Here is a 16,735-nt window from a genome sequence, read left to right on the forward strand (position 1 = left end):
CGGGGGACCGCCGTCAGCGGTGGGTCTCCCAGAAGCGCTCGACGCCGAAGCCGAGCATGTCCGGCGAGACGGGCTGGAACTCCTCGCGCTCGTAGTCGGGAAGGTACTCCCGGACCGAGTTCCAGGACTCCCGGGCGTACCGGGCGTCGACGAACGCACGGATCCCGACCTCCTCGGGGCCGCGGATGACCCGGCCGATGGCCTGTCGGGCTTTGCGCACGGCCGGAACGGTCAGGGCAGTCTCGAACCCATCGCCGAACTCGCGGTCGTAGGCCACCCGAACCGCCCGAGTTCGGGGGGAGGCGGTGTTGATGATCGGGACGCCACAGACCACCGCCGCCGAGAGCCGGTCGCCCTCGTAGTCGACCCCCTCCGTGAGCGTGCCGCGGATGCTCGTCACCAGCACCTTCTCCGCCCCGCGGAAGAACTCCGCTTTGAGTTCCTCCGTCACCTCGTCGGAGGAGGAACTGTCGAGCAACACCGGCTTCTCCAGTCTGTCTTCCAGTTCGCCAGCCAGCCACTCCGCCTCGCCGTAACTCGGCATGCCGACGAGGACGTTCCCCGGCGAGCGCGCGATGGTCGCGGCGGCGTTGACGTGCATCCGGCGGCAGTCGTTCTCCTCGCCCGGCGCGCCGCGGTTGCCGTAGGTGAACTTCGGCACGTCGACGGCGAAGGAGGCGCGGTTCTCCGCGGGAAAGCCCAGCCCGTAGCTTCGGGTCGTCACCGGCCGCCCCTGCTCTTGGAGGTGGTTCAGTCCCGTCACCTCCCGGAACACGTCGAGCGGTTCGAGCGTCGCCGACATCAGGACGCCGCCGCCGAACTCCGCGAGTCGGTCGCCGATGGCCTCGCTCGGCACGCAGTTGTGCAGCGAGAGCCGCGCGTTGTACGCCCGGCGCCACGAGTCGGGGCGCTCGGTCTCGTCCCACGTCCGATCCAACTCGATCTCCCGGAAGAACGACTCGTGGTCCTCGCGGTACCACGCGTTCAACACCCGGCCCACGGGCGTCACCGCGCGCGAGGCGTCCTCGTCTTCGACCTCGTTCAGGATCCGGGCGACGACGGCACCGACGACCTCCGCACGCGACCAGACCCCCTCGCCGAAGCCCTCGCGCTCGGCCCACTCGGTGATCTCGTCGGGTTGGGGCGTCTCTGGGTCCCGCAGCGGGAGTTCGTAGTCGTCCAGTTCGGTCAGTTCCGCCCGCCAGCCCGGCCGCTCGCCGTCGAGGTGGCTCTTCACCCGACGGTCCAGTTCCTCCCGCAGCGCTTCGCAGAAATTCCGCAAATTCCGGAGTTCGTCCAGTTTCACGTCGGCCTCCTGCAGTTCCCCGCGGACCAGTTCGGCGTCATCGTTCCCGGTGGACGGCGTCGAATCATCGTCGAACTCCACGGCCTGCAGAATCCGGGTCAGTTCCGACACCGCGTCCCGCAGCGTCCGGTCGCCAACGCCGTCGCTGACGAGGTCCCGCACGCGCGGTTCGAGCATGTGGGCCTCGTCACAGACCACGAACGTCGAGTCGTCGACGAGCGCGCCGGTGAACTGCCCCGAGGTCGTCGGATCGAACGCGTGGTAGTAGTTGCCGATGACGACTTCGACGTGGCCCAGTACGGCGCCCATGATCGAGTGCGGGCAGGTGCCGTGGCCCGCCGCGAGCCCGACCAGTTCCTCCGTATCGATCAGTCCCTTGTCGGTGAAGTCGAAGGGGACCGCCTCCGCCGGATCACCGTCCTCGGGGAGGTCCGCGAGGTACTGCGCGTAGAACGGACAGTACTCGGTGCTCCCGCTGCCGGTGCCGTACGCCTCGGTGTCGGGGCGGTACGGCGTCGGTTCCCCCGCCGTTTCGAGGTAGTCCGCGCCGTCGCGTCCGGAGTCGGCGATGCCGACCTGCTGACTCCGGGCTTGACTCGCCAGCGCCTCGGCCGTCGTCGGCCCGCCGTCGCCGGCGAGGTTCCGAGTGCGCTCGCGCAGCCCCTCACAGCGGTCGTAGACGTTCCGGTCGTCGACGCCGCCGCGGTTCTCCCGGGCGTAGGGACACACGTCGGCCTTCCCGACCAGCGTGAGCCCCGAGACGGGGTCGTACTCCTCCGGGAGGTTCTCGTTGATCGTCCGGAGGTCGCCCTCGAACTGGCGTAGCTGCTGTTTGACGCTGGTCAGGACGAGCACGCGCTCGAAGTCGGAATCGGGGTCGCGCACGCGGTCCAACCCGGCCGAGAGCGCGAGCATCGTCTTCCCGGTCCCGCAGGCCCCTTCGAGCGCGAGGAAGCCGTCGTCTTCTGCGGCGTCGACGGCCGCCTCGATCCCGTCGCGTTGCTCGGGGTAGGGCTCGGGGTGGCCGAACAGGTCGCGCCAACTCACTACCGGAGGCTGGGGAGCGGCCAGTTTAGGCATGTCGGACGTGGCCGCGCTCTCCGGGATGAACGTTCGCCCGCGGGCCAAACGCTTACCCCGTCCCCCGCCCCCCACTGGTCCATGTACCGTCGCATCGCCGCCGGAGCCGAGGGGCACCCCGGGCCGAACCACCGTCGGCGTCGAGGGAGGTAAGCAGTGTCCGTAGACGAGTCGGAGGACTCGAACGGCGAGGATTCGGAGGTCGACGAACTGCTGGACGAGCTCGAAGCGCTCGAACTCGCGGTCGCCGACGAGGACTACGAGACCCAGTCCCGCGTGCGCGAGAGCATCCGCATGGCCAGACGCATCGAGGAGACGCCGCCGGTCTTCGGGCGGGTGATCAAGGGGTTCGACCGTCACGACGCCGCCGAGGCGTTGGTCGGCAGCGTCGTGTTCGGCATCCCGATGGTGATCGAAGGCGGCACGCTGGAGGTCGGCGCGTACCTCGCCACCCACCCCGCCTACTTCCTCGGGACGCTCCTCTTCGGCGTCGCCATCGTCGTCGGCCTCCTCTACGTGGCCGAGATTCAGGACGTTCGGATCGTCGACCCGCTGTTCGGCGTGATCCCCCGCCGGCCGACCGGTCTTCTCGCCATCGCGGCGGCCACCGCGGTGGCGATGATGACTGCCTGGGGGCGCGTCGACTGGGGCGAGCCGTGGGTCGCAGCCTGCCAGACGGGGGTCTGTTTCGTCGGGATGGCGATCGGCGGCGCGCTCGGGGACATCCTCCCCGGAAGCTGAGGTGCGACGACACGGGAGTCCCGGTTCGGCGCTATCGACGCCCCCGGCGGACCTGTCGTTCGAGGCACGCGAACGGCCACGAAGTTTATGCCCGTCTCCGGAGAACTCAGCCCATGAAGCTAACACGCCGAGCGGTAGGCGCGTTGACGGTCGCGGGGGTCGCGGGGCTGGCCGGCTGTAGCGGTACCACCAGTTTCAGCGCCGAGTTCGCCGAGACCGACCCGGGTGACACGGGCTACGAACAGACTGGCCAGCGGGAGCCGACGATGACCCGAACCGTCGCGGGCCAGGAGGTCAACATCACCAACACGGTGACGGAGTACCGCAAGGAGATGGAGCTCTCCTTCTTCGGGGGGAGCTCCGACATCGGCGTGTTCGCCGCGTTCACCTCCCCGCAGGTGGAGGTAGCCGGACAGTCGCTCAACCCCATCTCGAACATCAGCAACCGGGAGCTGATCGAACGGTTCCAGCAGCGCTTCGACAGCATGAGCAACGTCGAACGGGAGTCCGAGGAGGAAGTGGAGAGCCTCGGGTCCGCCCGGACGGTGACGAAGTTCTCGGCCATCGTGAGCGTCGAGGGCAACGAGGTCCCGGTGTTCGTCCTGCTGGCGAACTTCAACCACGAGGGTGACGCGGTGGTCCCGATGGGCATCTTCCCGCAGGAACGCGAGGACGAGGAGGGGCCCAACGTCCGTCAGTTGATGGCGAACCTGACCCACCCGGCCTGAGGCGTCGCCGCCGAACCCGCGATAAAGTTTATCCGCTATCGGGTCCCACACAGTGGCATGGTCGAAGCGTTCGTCCGTCTACTGTGCCCGGAGTGTGCCAAGGAGTGGGAATCGAACCCGACCGACCTTCCCGCGACCGACGAGAACCTCAGTTGTCCGGACTGTCACGCGACCCGCCGCCTCGCACAGTTCATGCGGACCGACCGCGACCTCGAAGTCGTTCAGCAGTTCCAGTAGCGTCCACTCGTCCGTTTTTCGGCCGACTCAGTCCCGGAGCGACGCCATATGCGCGACCCGTGACTGCACCAGTTCCTCGGTCCCCACGTCCTCGCGCACCCGGAGACCGTCCCCGGCAGCGTCGAGCGCGTCGGCCGCGATTGCCTCCGCGGTCGGAATGTCCGCGGCGACGCCCACGACGGCGAACGAGCGCGATGTCGTCGTGAACAGGCCGTCCTCGCGGGCGTCGACGGAGGCGTAGAACAGCAGGGCGTCGCCCCCGCCCGCCTCGGCGGCGGCCGCCACCGTCGACTCGTCGACCTCGATCTCGGCGCCGGACTCGGGGTCGGTCGGGTAGCCAGCGGGCACCGCGTACTTACACACCGTCGCGCGGTTCTCGAACGTCGGTTCGGGGAGCGTGTCGCCGTCCCGGGCCGCCGTCACCACGTCGAGCAGCGGCGTCTCCATCACCGGGAGGACGTTCATCGCCTCGGGGTCGCCGAAACGGGCGTTGAACTCCACGACCTTCGGCCCCTCTGCGGTCAGCATGAACTGGCCGTAGAGCACGCCCGTGTAGGCAGGGAGCGCCTCGACGGTCGCGTCGAGCACGTCGACGGCGGCGAGGTAGTCGGCCTCGGTCATGAACGGCAGCGTCGGTCCGGCGTCGCTATAGCTCCCCATCCCGCCGGTGTTGGGCCCCTCGTCGCCCTCGTAGGCGCGCTTGTGGTCCTGCACGGCCGGGGTCGGGCGGACGACGCCGTCGGCGACGAACGCCTGTACCGTGAACTCCTCGCCGACCAGTCGCTCCTCGATCACCCACTCGTCGTGGCCGCTCTCCCGGACGTACGCCGCGGCTTCCGCGTGACTCACCTGATCGCCGGTGACCCGGACACCCTTCCCGCCGGTCAGGCCCGCGGGTTTGACCGCCACGTCGTCGTCGATCGACTCGACGTAGTCAGCGGCCGCGTCGGCGGCGTCGAACGTCTCGAAGCCGGGCGTTCCGGGGATGTCGTTCTCGGCCATGAACTCCCGCTGGTAGGCCTTGTCCGTCTCGATCCGGGCAGCCTCGGCGGTCGGGCCGAACGTGAACACGCCGGCGTCGTCGAGGGCGTCGGCGACGCCAGCCGCGAGCGCCGATTCGGGGCCGACGACGGCCGCGTCGGCGCCGATCTCCTCGGCGTAGTCGACGACCGCGTCGGTGTCGGTGCCGTCGGCGATCTCCATCCCGGCCGCGAGCGCGTCGATCCCGGGGTTACGGTTGCTCGAAAGGGCGTACACCTCGGCGTCGTCCGCCAGCGCGCGGACGATCGCGTGTTCCCGGCCGCCGCCGCCGATCACCAGAACGGTCTCCATGCTCGGTGGGTATGAGCACGGGAGTGTAAACGTTGTCTTCCGAAAGAGCCGAACGATACACGAACGCGGATACTCCGGTCGCCCTCAGAGGATGCGCTTGCCGAACGCGCTGGCGGCGAGTTCGACCGCCAGCTCCGCGGTTTCGTTGTGCTGGTCGAGCGTCGGGTTCACTTCGACCAGTTCCATCGAGCGCATCCCGCCGTCCTCGGCGACCTGCTCCATCGAGTGGTGGGCCTCACGGTAGGTGACGCCGCCGCGGACGGGCGTCCCGACGCCGGGCGCGATGGTCGGGTCCAGCCAGTCGAGGTCGAGGCTGACGTGGTAGCCGTCGGTGCCGTCGGTGGCGACGTCGAGGGCATCGGAGACCACGTCGGCCAGCCCGCGACGGTCGATGTCGGACATCGTGTAGGCGCTGATCTCGCTCTCGGCGATCAGGTCGCGCTCGTCGTCGTCGACCGAGCGCAGGCCGACGATGGCAACGTTCTCCCGGGAGAGGCTCGGCGCGTTCGCCCAGTCAACGCCCGCCCACTCGTCGACGCCCAGCAGCGCCGCCAGCGGCATCCCGTGGACGTTGCCGGAGGGCGTCGTCGTCGGCGTGTTCAGGTCGGCGTGGGCGTCGAACCAGATGGCGCCGATATCGGCGTCGGCGGCGGCGCCCGCGACCGTCCCGATGGCGATGGAGTGGTCCCCGCCGAGAACGAGCGGCGTGTGGCCGTCCGCGAGGGACTCCCGGACCTCCCCGCGGAGTCGGGTACACACGTCCTCGGTCTCCCGCAGGAAGCGGGCTTTCCCCTGACTCGGCGTCCTGTAGTCCGGGTCACGCTCCTCCGCGCGCGGGACGAGCAGGTCGCCGGCGTCCTCGGTGGCGACGCCCGCCTCGGCCAGCCTGTCGCTCAGCCCGCCGTAGCGGATGGCTGAGGGGCCCATGTCGACGCCCCGTCGGTCCTGCCCGTAGTCGGTCGGCGCGCCGATCACGCGGATCGACCGTTGGTTCGGTTCGAACGTTCCGTTCTCGGACATATCGGGCGATTGGCTCCGGCCTGAGTTAGTTTCCGGGGGTTCGCCGACGACGGCTCGGGGGAACGGTTAAGGGCACGCTGGCCCCCAATCGGAGCCATGTATCGGGTGCTACTCCCCGTGGACCACGACGACGATCGGCTCGACGATCAGTTGGACGCGCTGTTCGATCTCCCCGGCCGCGAGGAGATCTCGGTGACCGTCATTCACGTCCACGAGGAGGTAGACGTGCCCGCCGACGAGGCCGGCGAGTACGTCATCGACAGCCTGAACCGCGACATCGCCGAGCTTCAGGGGATCCCCGAGACCGTCGACCGCGCGGTCTCGGAACTCGAAGACGCCGGCATCTTCGAGGACCTCCAGACGGCGGTCGGCGACCCGGTCGACGAAGTGATCGCCGCCGGCGAGGAACTCGACGCCAACGCCTACCTCCTCGGCGCGAAGGATCGGACCCCCGTCGGGAAGGCCATCTTCGGCAGCGTCACGCAAGGAATCATCGTCCAGTCCGACCGCCCGGTCATCGTCGCATGAGCGGCGACACCGCGGCCGACCGACTGGCCGCACACGCACTGGACACCGGGCGCGCTGATCTCCCCGACGCGGCCTGGGGCGCCGTCGACGACCACCTCGTCGATTGGGTTGGATTAGTTCTCGCCGGCGAGGCCGTCGCCGAATCCTCCCCGAGCGTCGTCGACGCCGTCGACGCCCTGACGACGCCGGTGGCCGCCGACGGCCGGGGCGCGACCGTCCTCCCGACGGGCGAGCAGGTCGCCCCCGACCGCGCGGCGCTGCTCAACGGTACGTTCGCTCACAGCCTCGACTTCGACGACACCCACCGGGCATCGTCGCTCCACCCCGGCGCGCCCGTGATCGCTGCCGCGCTGGCCGTCGCCGAGACCGTCGAGGCGCCCGTGGACGAACTGCGGACGGCCATCGCGGTGGGGTACGACGTGGCCTGTGCGGTCGGCCGCGCGGTGACGCCCGAGGCTCACTACGCCCGCGGCTTCCACATCACGGCGACCTGCGGGACGTTCGGGGCGACCGCCGCCGCGGGGCGGCTACGGGGGCTCGACCGCGAGGAACTCGCCTCGGCGTTCGGCGTCAACGGCAGTCAAGCCGCCGGCTCGCTCCAGTTCCTCGAGAACGGCGCGTGGAACAAGCGGCTCCACCCCGGCCTCGCGGCCTCGCGAGCGGTGCTGGCGAGCGAACTCGCCGCCAACGGCTTCGTCGGCGCCGCCGAACCGCTGGCGGGCGAGGACGGCTTCCTCAACGGCTACTCCGACGACCCGGACCCGAGCCTGCTCGACGATCTGACGCCGGGCCGGGCGCTCGAAGAGACCGCGCTCAAGCCCTACCCCTGCTGTCGGTACACTCACGCAGCGATCGACGCGCTGCTCGAGGTCGCTGAGGGGATCGACGCCGACGACGTGGAGTCGATCCACGTCGAACTCCCCGAGTCGGGGGTTCGACTCACCGGCGACCCCATCGACGCCAAGCGTCGCCCGGACAACTTCGTCGACTGCCAGTTCAGCATGCCGTTCGTCGGGGCGCTGGCGCTGACGGAGGGCGACGCCGGCCTCCCGGCGTTCCTCGACGCACAGGACCACCTCGACGACGCCGGTCTCCGTCGGCTGATGGACGCCACGACCGTCGAGGCGAGCGACCGGACCCGGGAGCGCTTCCCCGAAATCTGGGCCGCCGACGTGACCGTCGAGACGCCCGACGGCGACTACGAGCGCTTCGTCGAGTACGCCCGCGGCGAGCCCGAATCCCCCCTCGGACGTGACGCCGTGGACCGGAAGTTCCGCGACCTCGCGGTCACCGCCGGGAGCGACGACGACGCCATCGAGGCCGCGCTCGCCGCCTGCCGGGGCGACGGCACGCTCTACGACGCGCTTCGGGAGCTCTCGGCCTGAAACCCGGGGAGGGGCGCCCGATTCCCGGCCCGGGTAGCCGTCAAAGGTATCCTTATTGTGGGGGGGCATCCCACATCACGGACGATGGTGGAGTACTTCGACGACGGCCTCGGCCTCACCGCCAAGCAGCAGGCGGTCCGGGACGCCGTCGGCGATATCTGTGACCGGTTCGACGACAGCTACTGGCGCGAACACGACAAGGCGGGCGACTACCCCCACGAGTTCGTGGAGGCGCTCGCCGACGAGGGCTGGCTCGGCGTCCTCCTCCCCGAAGAGTACGGGGGGAAGGGGCTCGGGACTCCCGAGGCAGTCGCGATGATGTACGAGATAGCCCGCCGCGGTGCGGGGTTCAGCGGGGCCCAGACGGTCCATGCGGCCATCTACAACTCCGCGCCGATCCTGAACTACGGCAGCGACGAACTCAAGGATGAGCTCCTGCCGCGTGTCGCCGACGGCGACGCCTGGATCCAGTGTTTCAGCCTGACCGAGCCCGAGGCCGGCTCGGACTCAACGGCGATGACTACCCGAGCAGTCCGCGAGGGCGATGAGTACGTCATCGACGGCGAGAAGCTCTGGACATCCCGGATCGACGTGAGCGACTACCTCGTGCTCGCGGCGCGCACGACGCCCAAGGAGGACGTCGAGAAGCGCACGGAGGGCGTCTCGCTGTTCCTCGTCGACATCGAGCGAGCCCGCGACGCCGGCCAGATCGAGTTGGAGGAGATCGACAAGACCGCGAGCGGCATGGTCTCCTCGTTCCGCGTGACCTACGACGGCCTGCGCGTGCCCGCCGAGCGACTGATCGGCGAGGAGGACCGCGGCTTCTACCACGTGCTCGACGGCCTGAACGAGGAGCGCCTCGTCATCGCCGCCGAAGCCGTCGCACTCGGGGAACTGGCCGTCGAGAAGGGTTCGGCCTACGCGAGCGAACGCGAGGTGTTCGGCGGTCCCATCGGCGCCAACCAGGGGGTCCAACACCCGCTGGCGGCGGCGATGGCGCGGCTGCAAGCTGCCAAGCGGCTGACGTTCGACGCCGCCGCCCACGCCGACGAGCGCGAGCGAAAGGCCGTCGGCGCGTGGGCCAACGCGGCGAAGTACCTCGCCGCCGAGGCCGCCTTCGATGGCGCCGACGCGGCCGTACAGGCCCACGGCGGCCGCGGGATCGACCGCGAGTACGACGTGGAACGCTACCTCCGCGAGGCCCGCCTGACCCGGCTCGTGCCGATCACGCAGGAACTGGCACTCAACTACCTCGGCGAGAACGCGCTCTCGCTCCCCCGCTCATACTGAGAATGTCCGACAACTCCGACGCCGACGACGCACCGACCGACCACACAGCGACCGACGGCGAGACCAACGTCGTCGCCGGCTGGCACGGCCGCTACTTCGAGGACTTCGAGGTCGGTGACGTGTACAAACACCCCTTCGGCCGGACCGTCACCGAGACGGACAACGTCTGGATGACGAACGTCACCATGAACCTCAACCCCATGCACTTCAACGAGGCCTACGCCGCCCAGACGGAGTTCGGCGAGCGCCTCGTCGACGGCACGTTCGTCATCGCGCTCGCGGTGGGGATGAGCGTCATCGACGTGTCGGTCAACGCCACCGCGAACCTCGGCTACGACCGGATCCGCCACCACGCGCCCGTGTTCCACGGCGACACCATCTTCGCCGAGAGCGAGGTCATCGCTAAACGCGAGAGCGACTCCCGGGACCACGTCGGCATCGTCACCACCGAGCTCCGTGCGTTCAATCAGGAGGGGACGAAGGTGCTCTCGATGGAGCGCACGCCGATGGTGCTCAAGCGCTCCCACGCCGAGCCGTCGGCCGAACAGCCCCCGGGCTGGCCCGAAGGGGTCGGCACGCAGGGTGGAGAATGACCGACCGGATCGCCGACGGCCTCCCGACCGTCGACGCCGAAGCCGCCGCCGAGGCCATCGGTACCGAGGACACCGTGCTCGTCAGCGGCTTCGGCGGCGTCGGCTACCCCAAAGCGACGCTGCCGGCCTTCGCCGCCCGCGACGAGGACGCCGCCCTGACGGTCGTCTCCGGGGGCGGCGTCGGCCAGGAGGTCGACGACGTACTGATCGAGGCCGACAAACTCGCCCGGCGCTACCCGTTCCAGACCCAAGCGGCCTCCCGCGAGGCGATCAACAGCCGCGAGGTGGCGTTCCACGACCGCCACATCTCCCGGGTCGGCGACGAGGTCCGGCTGGGGGAGTTCGGCGACCCCGACGTGGCAGTGATCGAGGCGGTGAGCGTCGGCGAGGACTGGCTGGTCCCCTCGACCTCCATCGGCCACACGCCCTCCTTCGTCGCCGCGGCCGACCGGCTGATCGTCGAGGTCAACGAGGCCCAACCCGAGGAGTTGGAGCGCGTCCACGACGTCTTCCAGCGGGACCTCCCGCCGAACCGCGATCCGATCCCGGTCACGGGAGCGACCGAGCGCGTCGCCGACGCTCGGGTCCCGTTCGACCCCGAGAAACTCGTCGCCGTCGTCGAGACCGAGCAGGCCGACGACCCCTACGAGTTCCGGGACCCGACCGACGCGGACCTCGCCATCGCTGACAACCTCGGCGACTTCCTCGAAGCCGAAATCGAGCGCAACCCCGTGCTCGCCGAGTCGGTCTACCTCCAGTTCGGCGTCGGCAGCCTGGGCAACGCGCTGATGGGCGAACTGTCGGGCATCGACTTCGGCGACCGCGAGGTCGTCTACTTCGGTGAAGTGTTTCAAGACGGCCTCCTCGACGCGCTCGACGAGGACCTGCTCGCCGGCGCGAGCGCGACCTCCCTCGCACTCTCGGAGGCGGGCCAAGAGCGCCTGTTCGACGGCATCGACCGCTACGCCGACGACGTGGTGTTGCGCTCGGCGGACGTGTCGAACAACCCCGCGCTTATCGAGCGCTTCGGCGTCGTCGGCGTCAACAGTGCCGTCGACGTCGACCTCTACGGCAACGCCAACGCGACCCACATCGGCGGCACCGACGTGGTCAGCGGCATCGGCGGCGGCGGCGACTTCAACCGCAACTGCCGACTCGGCGTCATCGCGCTGCCGTCGACGGCCGCCGGCGGCGACGTGTCCCGGATCGTCCCGCAGGTGCCCCACGTCGACCACACCGAACACGACCACTCCGTGATCGTCACCGAACACGGCGTCGCCGACCTCCGGGGGCTGAGCCCCGACGAGCGGATGACCGCGCTGATCGAGGTGGCCGACCCGTCCTTCCGCGACGAACTCCGTGCGTACCACGACCGTGCGACAGCGGCGCCGGGGCACGTCCCGTTCGATCCGGAAACGGCCTTCGACTGGCGGGACTGACCGGCGCGCTCCACAATCGGTCCTCGGTTGGCCGGTTACGGTATGTTTATCAAGGCCGCAATATACCTGTATATTCATGGTAGACAAAGACAGTCTTGACCGACGGGACCTGCTGAAAGGAGCGGCGACGATGGGCGTCATCACGACCGCCGGCTGTATGGGCGGCGGCGACGGTGACGGCGACGGCGAGAGTTACAGCGTCGTCATCGGGGGGACCTCCTCGGGGAGTTCGACCCAGCAGGCCGGTCAAGCACTGGCACAGGCAGCCAGCCGAGAGAGCGACATCCTCGACATCTCGGTCCAGGTGACCGACGGCTGGACGGCCAACCTCTACGAGTTCGACTCGGGGAACATCTCCTCGATCGGCGTCGACAACAACTCCCTCTCGAAGGCCATGAGCGAGTCCGGCCCGTTCGCCGACGAGCCGGTCGACAGCCTCCCGATGCAGGGGTTCGTCTTCACGAACCTCCAGATCTACTGGGTCGCGATGGAGGGCTCGGGCATCGAGTCCACCGCCGACATCCGCGAAGGTGGCTACAACATCTACCCGATCCAGCCCGGCTTCGGGACCCGCCTGCTGACCGAGGAAGTGATCAAGACCGCCGGCGCGTGGGAGGGCAACGAGATCCTCAACCTCGACACCTCCGACATCGCTGGCGCCGTCGAGGAGGGCCGTGCCGACGCGCTCTGTATCTACGGCGCGAACGGGATCAACCTCTCCAGCTGGGTACAGGAAGTCGACGTGCGGAGCGGAGGCGACCTCTACGCCGTCCCCGTCGACGACGAGTTCCGCGCGGCGATCGAGGAGGTCCCCGGGGCGCTCCTGCAGGAGTTCGAGCCCTACGGCTGGGAGCAGGACGTGACCAAACTGACCGACACCGTGACCGCGTGGACGCTGGCCGGCCAGTGGGCGTTCGGGCCGGACGTCCCCGCGGGCGCGACCGAAGAGATCGCCCGCCTCTCCAGCGAGCACTGGGAGACGATCCGCGAGTCCGACCCGACGGCGCTCGACCACTCCGACCCCGAGACGATGACCGAAGCGGTGATCGAGGACCTCGAGGTCCACCCCGGCGTCGCCCAGTTCTTCAAGGACAACGACGTCTGGAACGACTCGTGGACCGAAGGCTCCACTAACGAGTAGTTCCACCCACACCTAACTTCATGATTTATCAACACAACCGACCAGCGGTACGTCCGACCTCAGCGGTGATCCGCCGTGAGTGAAGCGACGGCTGACGGGGACGGCGTCCCCGGCGGCGAGGGCGGACCGAGCATCGACCGTGAACAGCCAGGGGACGCGGAACTGGTCTCGATGCGGAACGTGCTCATCCTCCTCTCGCTGATCTTCTGGGGATGGGTCATCTTCTACGCACAGACCCAACAGATCCCCCGTGGCCAGTACGCCATCGTGTTCCTCGGCGGTATCCTCTCGCTCTACATCTTCACCGAACTGATGGAGATGGCCGGCGGGGGCCGCGGGAACCTCTTCGATGACCTGAAGACCGCGTACGGGCCGGGCAACCGACTCGATGCCGGGATACTGACGTTCGCGGCGGTCGACTCGCTGATCACGACCGGTTACCTCGCGGTCAACTTCAACCAGTTGATCACGGGCGTCGGCCGCGCAGAGGGGTACGAGTACGTCATGGCGGCGGTGTTCACGGTCGTCATGATCTACCTGACGTGGCGCTCTTTCGGCTCCACGTTCCTCGCGGTCGTCCTGCTCGGGTTCGCCTACGGCTTCTTCGGCATGTACGCGCCGGGGCCGCTCGAACACGGTGGGCTCGGCTACGAGCGCATCCTGCGGACGGTCGTGATCGGGCTCGACGGCTTCTTCGGCTTCCTGACGAAGCTCGTCGCTGCCTGGATCGCGCTGTTCATGCTGTATGCGGGGTTCCTCCGAGGGTACGGTGCCTTCGACCTCATCATGCGGCTGGCGTTCCGGTCGGCGAAGTACATCGACTCGGGCATCGCCCAGACGGCGGTGCTTGCGAGCGCGGTCATCGGCTCGGTCAACGGCAGCCAGACCGCCAACGCCGGCATGACCGGGAGTTTCACCATCCCGCTGATGAAGCGCAACGGGATGCGCCCCGAGACGGCCGGCGCCATCGAGGCCGTCGCCTCCACCTCCGGGCAGGTGCTCCCGCCGGTCATGGGCGCGGCCGCGTTCATCATGGCCTCGCTCATCAACGGGATCACCTACACCGACGTGATCATCGCCGGGCTGATCCCGGCGGCGATCCTGTGTGTGACGATCTTCGTGGCGGTTCACTACGTCTCGGTTCCGCAGCTCGAAGACACCAACGCGGAGAAGCTCCTCACGGGGTCGATGCCCCGTGCGGAGTTCATCACCGAACTCATCAAGTACGGCTTCCCGCTCGGCGTGCTGATCTACCGCCTCGGGATCGAGCAGGTGACAGTCATGACGGCCGCGCTGTGGACTGCTGGAGCGATGCTCTTTACCGGCATCTCGATGCCGCTGATCGGCGCGCTGCTCGGCCTGACTGACGAGGAGCCCGTCGAAGCGCTCAAGCGGACCCTCTGGGAGACCCTCGACGGCGCCCGTGAGGGTGTGGTCGTGCTCGCGCCCGTGACGATCATCCTCGCGGCGATCAACGGCGTCGTCGACATCCTGACGGCGACGGGCGTGCCGACGGCCATCTCGCTGACGCTACTCGAACTCTCCGGCGGGATGCTCTGGCTCGCGGCGGTGCTGGCGATGATCATCTGCATCATCCTCGGACTGGGGATGCCGACGACGGCGTCTTACACCATCGTCGCGCTGCTGATCGCGCCGACGCTGACCAACCAGTTCTTCCTCCCGCAGTTCGCCAGCCACTTCTTCGTGTTCTACGCCGCGATCTTGGCGGGTCTCACCCCCCCGATCGCGACGTGTGTGGCGGTGGCCTGTGGGATCGCCGGCGGGGACTTCTGGGAGACCTGTCTCGAAGGGATCAAGATCTCCGCGCCGCTGTTCGTCCTCCCGTTCGTGTTCGTCTACCACCCCGAGATCGTCTCGGCGACGTTCGGGACACAGACGTTCGTCTCGGGCACGCTGGCGCTCATCGGCGCCGTGGCGATGATCCACGGGATCAACTACGTGTTCACCTTCGACCGCCTCGTCACCGGGGCCGCCCGCGTGGTGTTCTCGGTGCTCGGCGTCGTGACGATGGTCCACCCCCAGCGGTTCGTGCAGGTCGGGGCGCTGGCAGTCATCGTCGCGCTGTACGTGATCCAGACGCTGACCGGCCGTCCGGACCCGGTCGGCGTGCTGACGAGTCTCTTCGGCAACGGGAGCAGCGAACCCGCGACCGCAGAGAAACAGGCCTGATCGGCCGGCCCGTTTTCCTTTTTCGACGCGCATCGACGATTGACCCGGTCCGCAGTACGTATCGCCACATACGGTGTACGTGTCGACGGCGCGGCGTCGACGCCTCACAGTTTCCCCTGGGCGAGGAGTTAAGCCCTCCCGGCACCCGGCTCTCGCCGTGAAAGATCGACTGTTCGAAGACGTCGACGAGCAGGCAGCACGCATGGACGAACTGGCGGTGGCGCTCTGGGAAGAACCGGAGTTGGGCCTCCACGAAGAGCACTCGAGCAAACTGCTCCGGGAGACGCTGGAGGAGGCAGGCTTCGACATCGAGGCGGGCGTGGGCGGGATGCCGACCGCGTTCGTCGCCAGCTACGAGGCGGGCGAGGGGCCGACGATCGGCATCCTCGGGGAGTACGACGCGCTTCCGGGCCTTTCCCAGTCGGTTGGCTCCGAACGCGACCCGATCGAGGCCGGTGCGCCAGGCCACGGCTGTGGCCACAACCTTTTCGGGACCGCGGGCGTGGGCGCCGCCATCGCGGTTTCCCGGGCGCTCGACCGGGACGACGCCGGTGGCGAGATCCGCTTCTACGGCTGTCCCGCCGAGGAGACGCTGGTCGGGAAGACGTTCATGGCCCGCGCTGGCGTGTTCGACGACCTCGACGCCGCCATCACGTGGCACCCGAGCGACCACACCGCTCCCCAGCGTGGCGGCTCGCTCGCACTCGACTCGCTTGCGTTCCACTTCGAGGGGGAGAGCGCCCACGCCGCGGCGTCGCCCGAATCCGGACGTTCGGCCCTCGACGGCGTCCAACTGCTCAACACCGGCGTCGAGTACATGCGTGAACACGTCCCCGAATCGGTGCGCATCCACTACAACGTCGAGAACGGCGGGGACGCACCGAACGTCGTGCCGGCGGAGGCGTCGGTGTGGTACTTCGTCCGCGCCCCCACTCGCGAGGGCGTCGAGCGCGTGACTGAGTGGCTCCGGGAGATCGCCGACGGCGCGGCCGCCATGAGCCGAACCGAGGTGAGCGAGCGCTACTACACGGGCTGTCACCGACTCGTCTCGAACGGCGCCATCTGTGACACGTTCCGGGAGAACATGGCCGAACTCGGGGAGGTCGAGTTCGACGAGGCCGAGCACGAACTGGCCGGCGAGTTGCAGGAGACGTTCCCCGAAGGGGCGCTCGCTGATCGACTCGCCGAGTTCGAACCCCCACACGCCGAGGCCGCCGACGGGGCCACGCTCTACAGCACCCCGATGGACGCCTTCGACGAGGGCGACCCCGGCGGTGGCTCGACCGACGTCGGCGACGTGAGCCAGATCACCCCCACCGCACAGTTCCGGGCGACGACCTGGGCACTCGGCACTCCGGCCCACTCGTGGCAGGCCGTCGTCGCCAACGGGGACTTCGGCCGGACCGCGCTCCCCTACGTCGCGAAACTGCTCGCCGGATCGGCTCTCGACCTGCTCACCGACGAGGCGCGACTCGCTGCCGCCCGCGAGGAGTTCGAGCAGCACGTCGACGGCTACGAGACGCCGTTGCCAGAAGGAACCGAACCACCGTTCGATCTCACGCAGTAATCGACGTAGCCGGGATCACACATTCCGGAAGACAGTATCGACGAATACGGGACCAATATACGGTAATCGACGTGTGCGGTCCGCACTCCGGCCGGGTATTCGGGACCGGCTCAAGGGATTAGGGCACTAATCCTCGTTTTCGGTACCTTGATGAGGGC

The 16,735-nt window shown here is 68.7% G+C and carries 14 protein-coding genes; 11 read left to right on the plus strand and 3 right to left on the minus strand.

Annotation, left to right across the window (positions count from 1 at the left end):
* Positions 1–13 precede the first annotated feature (13 nt).
* The gene (locus NO998_RS09070) at positions 14–2,386 is read right to left on the minus strand and encodes an ATP-dependent DNA helicase (RefSeq protein ID WP_267646791.1); all 2,373 of its coding nucleotides are present in this window, start codon (positions 2,384–2,386) and stop codon (positions 14–16) included.
* A gap of 156 nt (positions 2,387–2,542) precedes the next feature.
* On the opposite strand from NO998_RS09070, the gene NO998_RS09075 reads away from it, so the two are divergent.
* From NO998_RS09075 to NO998_RS09085, 3 genes are all read left to right on the plus strand, one after another.
* Positions 2,543–3,127, plus strand: coding sequence for a DUF2391 domain-containing protein (locus tag NO998_RS09075; protein WP_267646792.1), 585 nt, complete (start codon positions 2,543–2,545; stop codon positions 3,125–3,127).
* A 113-nt stretch (positions 3,128–3,240) separates the two neighbouring features.
* Entirely contained in the window at positions 3,241–3,855 is a 615-nt protein-coding gene (locus tag NO998_RS09080) for a DUF6517 family protein (protein WP_267646793.1), read from the plus strand.
* Positions 3,856–3,912: 57 nt separating this feature from the next.
* Positions 3,913–4,092, plus strand: coding sequence for a DUF7836 family putative zinc-binding protein (locus tag NO998_RS09085; RefSeq protein WP_267646794.1), 180 nt, complete (start codon positions 3,913–3,915; stop codon positions 4,090–4,092).
* A 27-nt stretch (positions 4,093–4,119) separates the two neighbouring features.
* Here the strand turns inward: NO998_RS09085 and purD are convergent, their stop codons facing one another.
* Positions 4,120–5,424, minus strand: a complete 1,305-nt coding sequence (gene purD / locus NO998_RS09090) for a phosphoribosylamine--glycine ligase (protein ID WP_267646795.1) — start codon at positions 5,422–5,424, stop codon at positions 4,120–4,122.
* An 84-nt stretch (positions 5,425–5,508) separates the two neighbouring features.
* Positions 5,509–6,444 (minus strand): arginase, encoded by a 936-nt coding sequence (gene rocF / locus NO998_RS09095; protein WP_267646796.1) that lies wholly within the window; start codon positions 6,442–6,444, stop codon positions 5,509–5,511.
* A 96-nt stretch (positions 6,445–6,540) separates the two neighbouring features.
* Here rocF and NO998_RS09100 point away from each other — a divergent pair, with 96 nt between their 5' ends.
* The 8 genes from NO998_RS09100 to NO998_RS09135 all read left to right on the plus strand — a co-directional run bounded on the left by NO998_RS09100 (position 6,541) and on the right by NO998_RS09135 (position 16,577).
* Entirely contained in the window at positions 6,541–6,972 is a 432-nt protein-coding gene (locus NO998_RS09100; RefSeq protein WP_267646797.1) for a universal stress protein, read from the plus strand.
* The gene (locus tag NO998_RS09105) at positions 6,969–8,357 is read left to right on the plus strand and encodes an MmgE/PrpD family protein (RefSeq protein WP_267646798.1); all 1,389 of its coding nucleotides are present in this window, start codon (positions 6,969–6,971) and stop codon (positions 8,355–8,357) included. The genes NO998_RS09100 and NO998_RS09105 overlap by 4 nt, the downstream gene beginning before the upstream one ends.
* Before the next feature lie 84 nt (positions 8,358–8,441).
* Positions 8,442–9,647 carry an acyl-CoA dehydrogenase family protein gene (locus NO998_RS09110; RefSeq protein ID WP_267646799.1) on the plus strand — a complete coding sequence of 402 codons (1,206 nt, stop codon included), beginning with the start codon at positions 8,442–8,444 and terminating at the stop codon, positions 9,645–9,647.
* 2 nt (positions 9,648–9,649) lie between these two features.
* Positions 9,650–10,240 (plus strand): MaoC family dehydratase, encoded by a 591-nt coding sequence (locus tag NO998_RS09115; RefSeq protein ID WP_267646800.1) that lies wholly within the window; start codon positions 9,650–9,652, stop codon positions 10,238–10,240.
* On the plus strand, positions 10,237–11,679 hold the full coding sequence (locus NO998_RS09120; protein ID WP_267646801.1) for an acetyl-CoA hydrolase/transferase C-terminal domain-containing protein: 1,443 nt from the start codon (positions 10,237–10,239) through the stop codon (positions 11,677–11,679). Before NO998_RS09115 ends, NO998_RS09120 begins: the two co-directional genes overlap by 4 nt.
* Before the next feature lie 76 nt (positions 11,680–11,755).
* On the plus strand, positions 11,756–12,820 hold the full coding sequence (locus NO998_RS09125) for a TAXI family TRAP transporter solute-binding subunit (RefSeq protein ID WP_267646802.1): 1,065 nt from the start codon (positions 11,756–11,758) through the stop codon (positions 12,818–12,820).
* 171 nt (positions 12,821–12,991) lie between these two features.
* Entirely contained in the window at positions 12,992–15,010 is a 2,019-nt protein-coding gene (locus NO998_RS09130) for a TRAP transporter permease (protein WP_303648276.1), read from the plus strand.
* A gap of 202 nt (positions 15,011–15,212) precedes the next feature.
* Entirely contained in the window at positions 15,213–16,577 is a 1,365-nt protein-coding gene (locus NO998_RS09135) for an amidohydrolase (RefSeq protein WP_303648277.1), read from the plus strand.
* The last annotated feature ends 158 nt before the right edge of the window (positions 16,578–16,735 follow it).

It is taken from the genome of Halolamina litorea, assembly GCF_026616205.1.
Classification (GTDB): Archaea; Halobacteriota; Halobacteria; order Halobacteriales; family Haloferacaceae; genus Halolamina; species Halolamina litorea.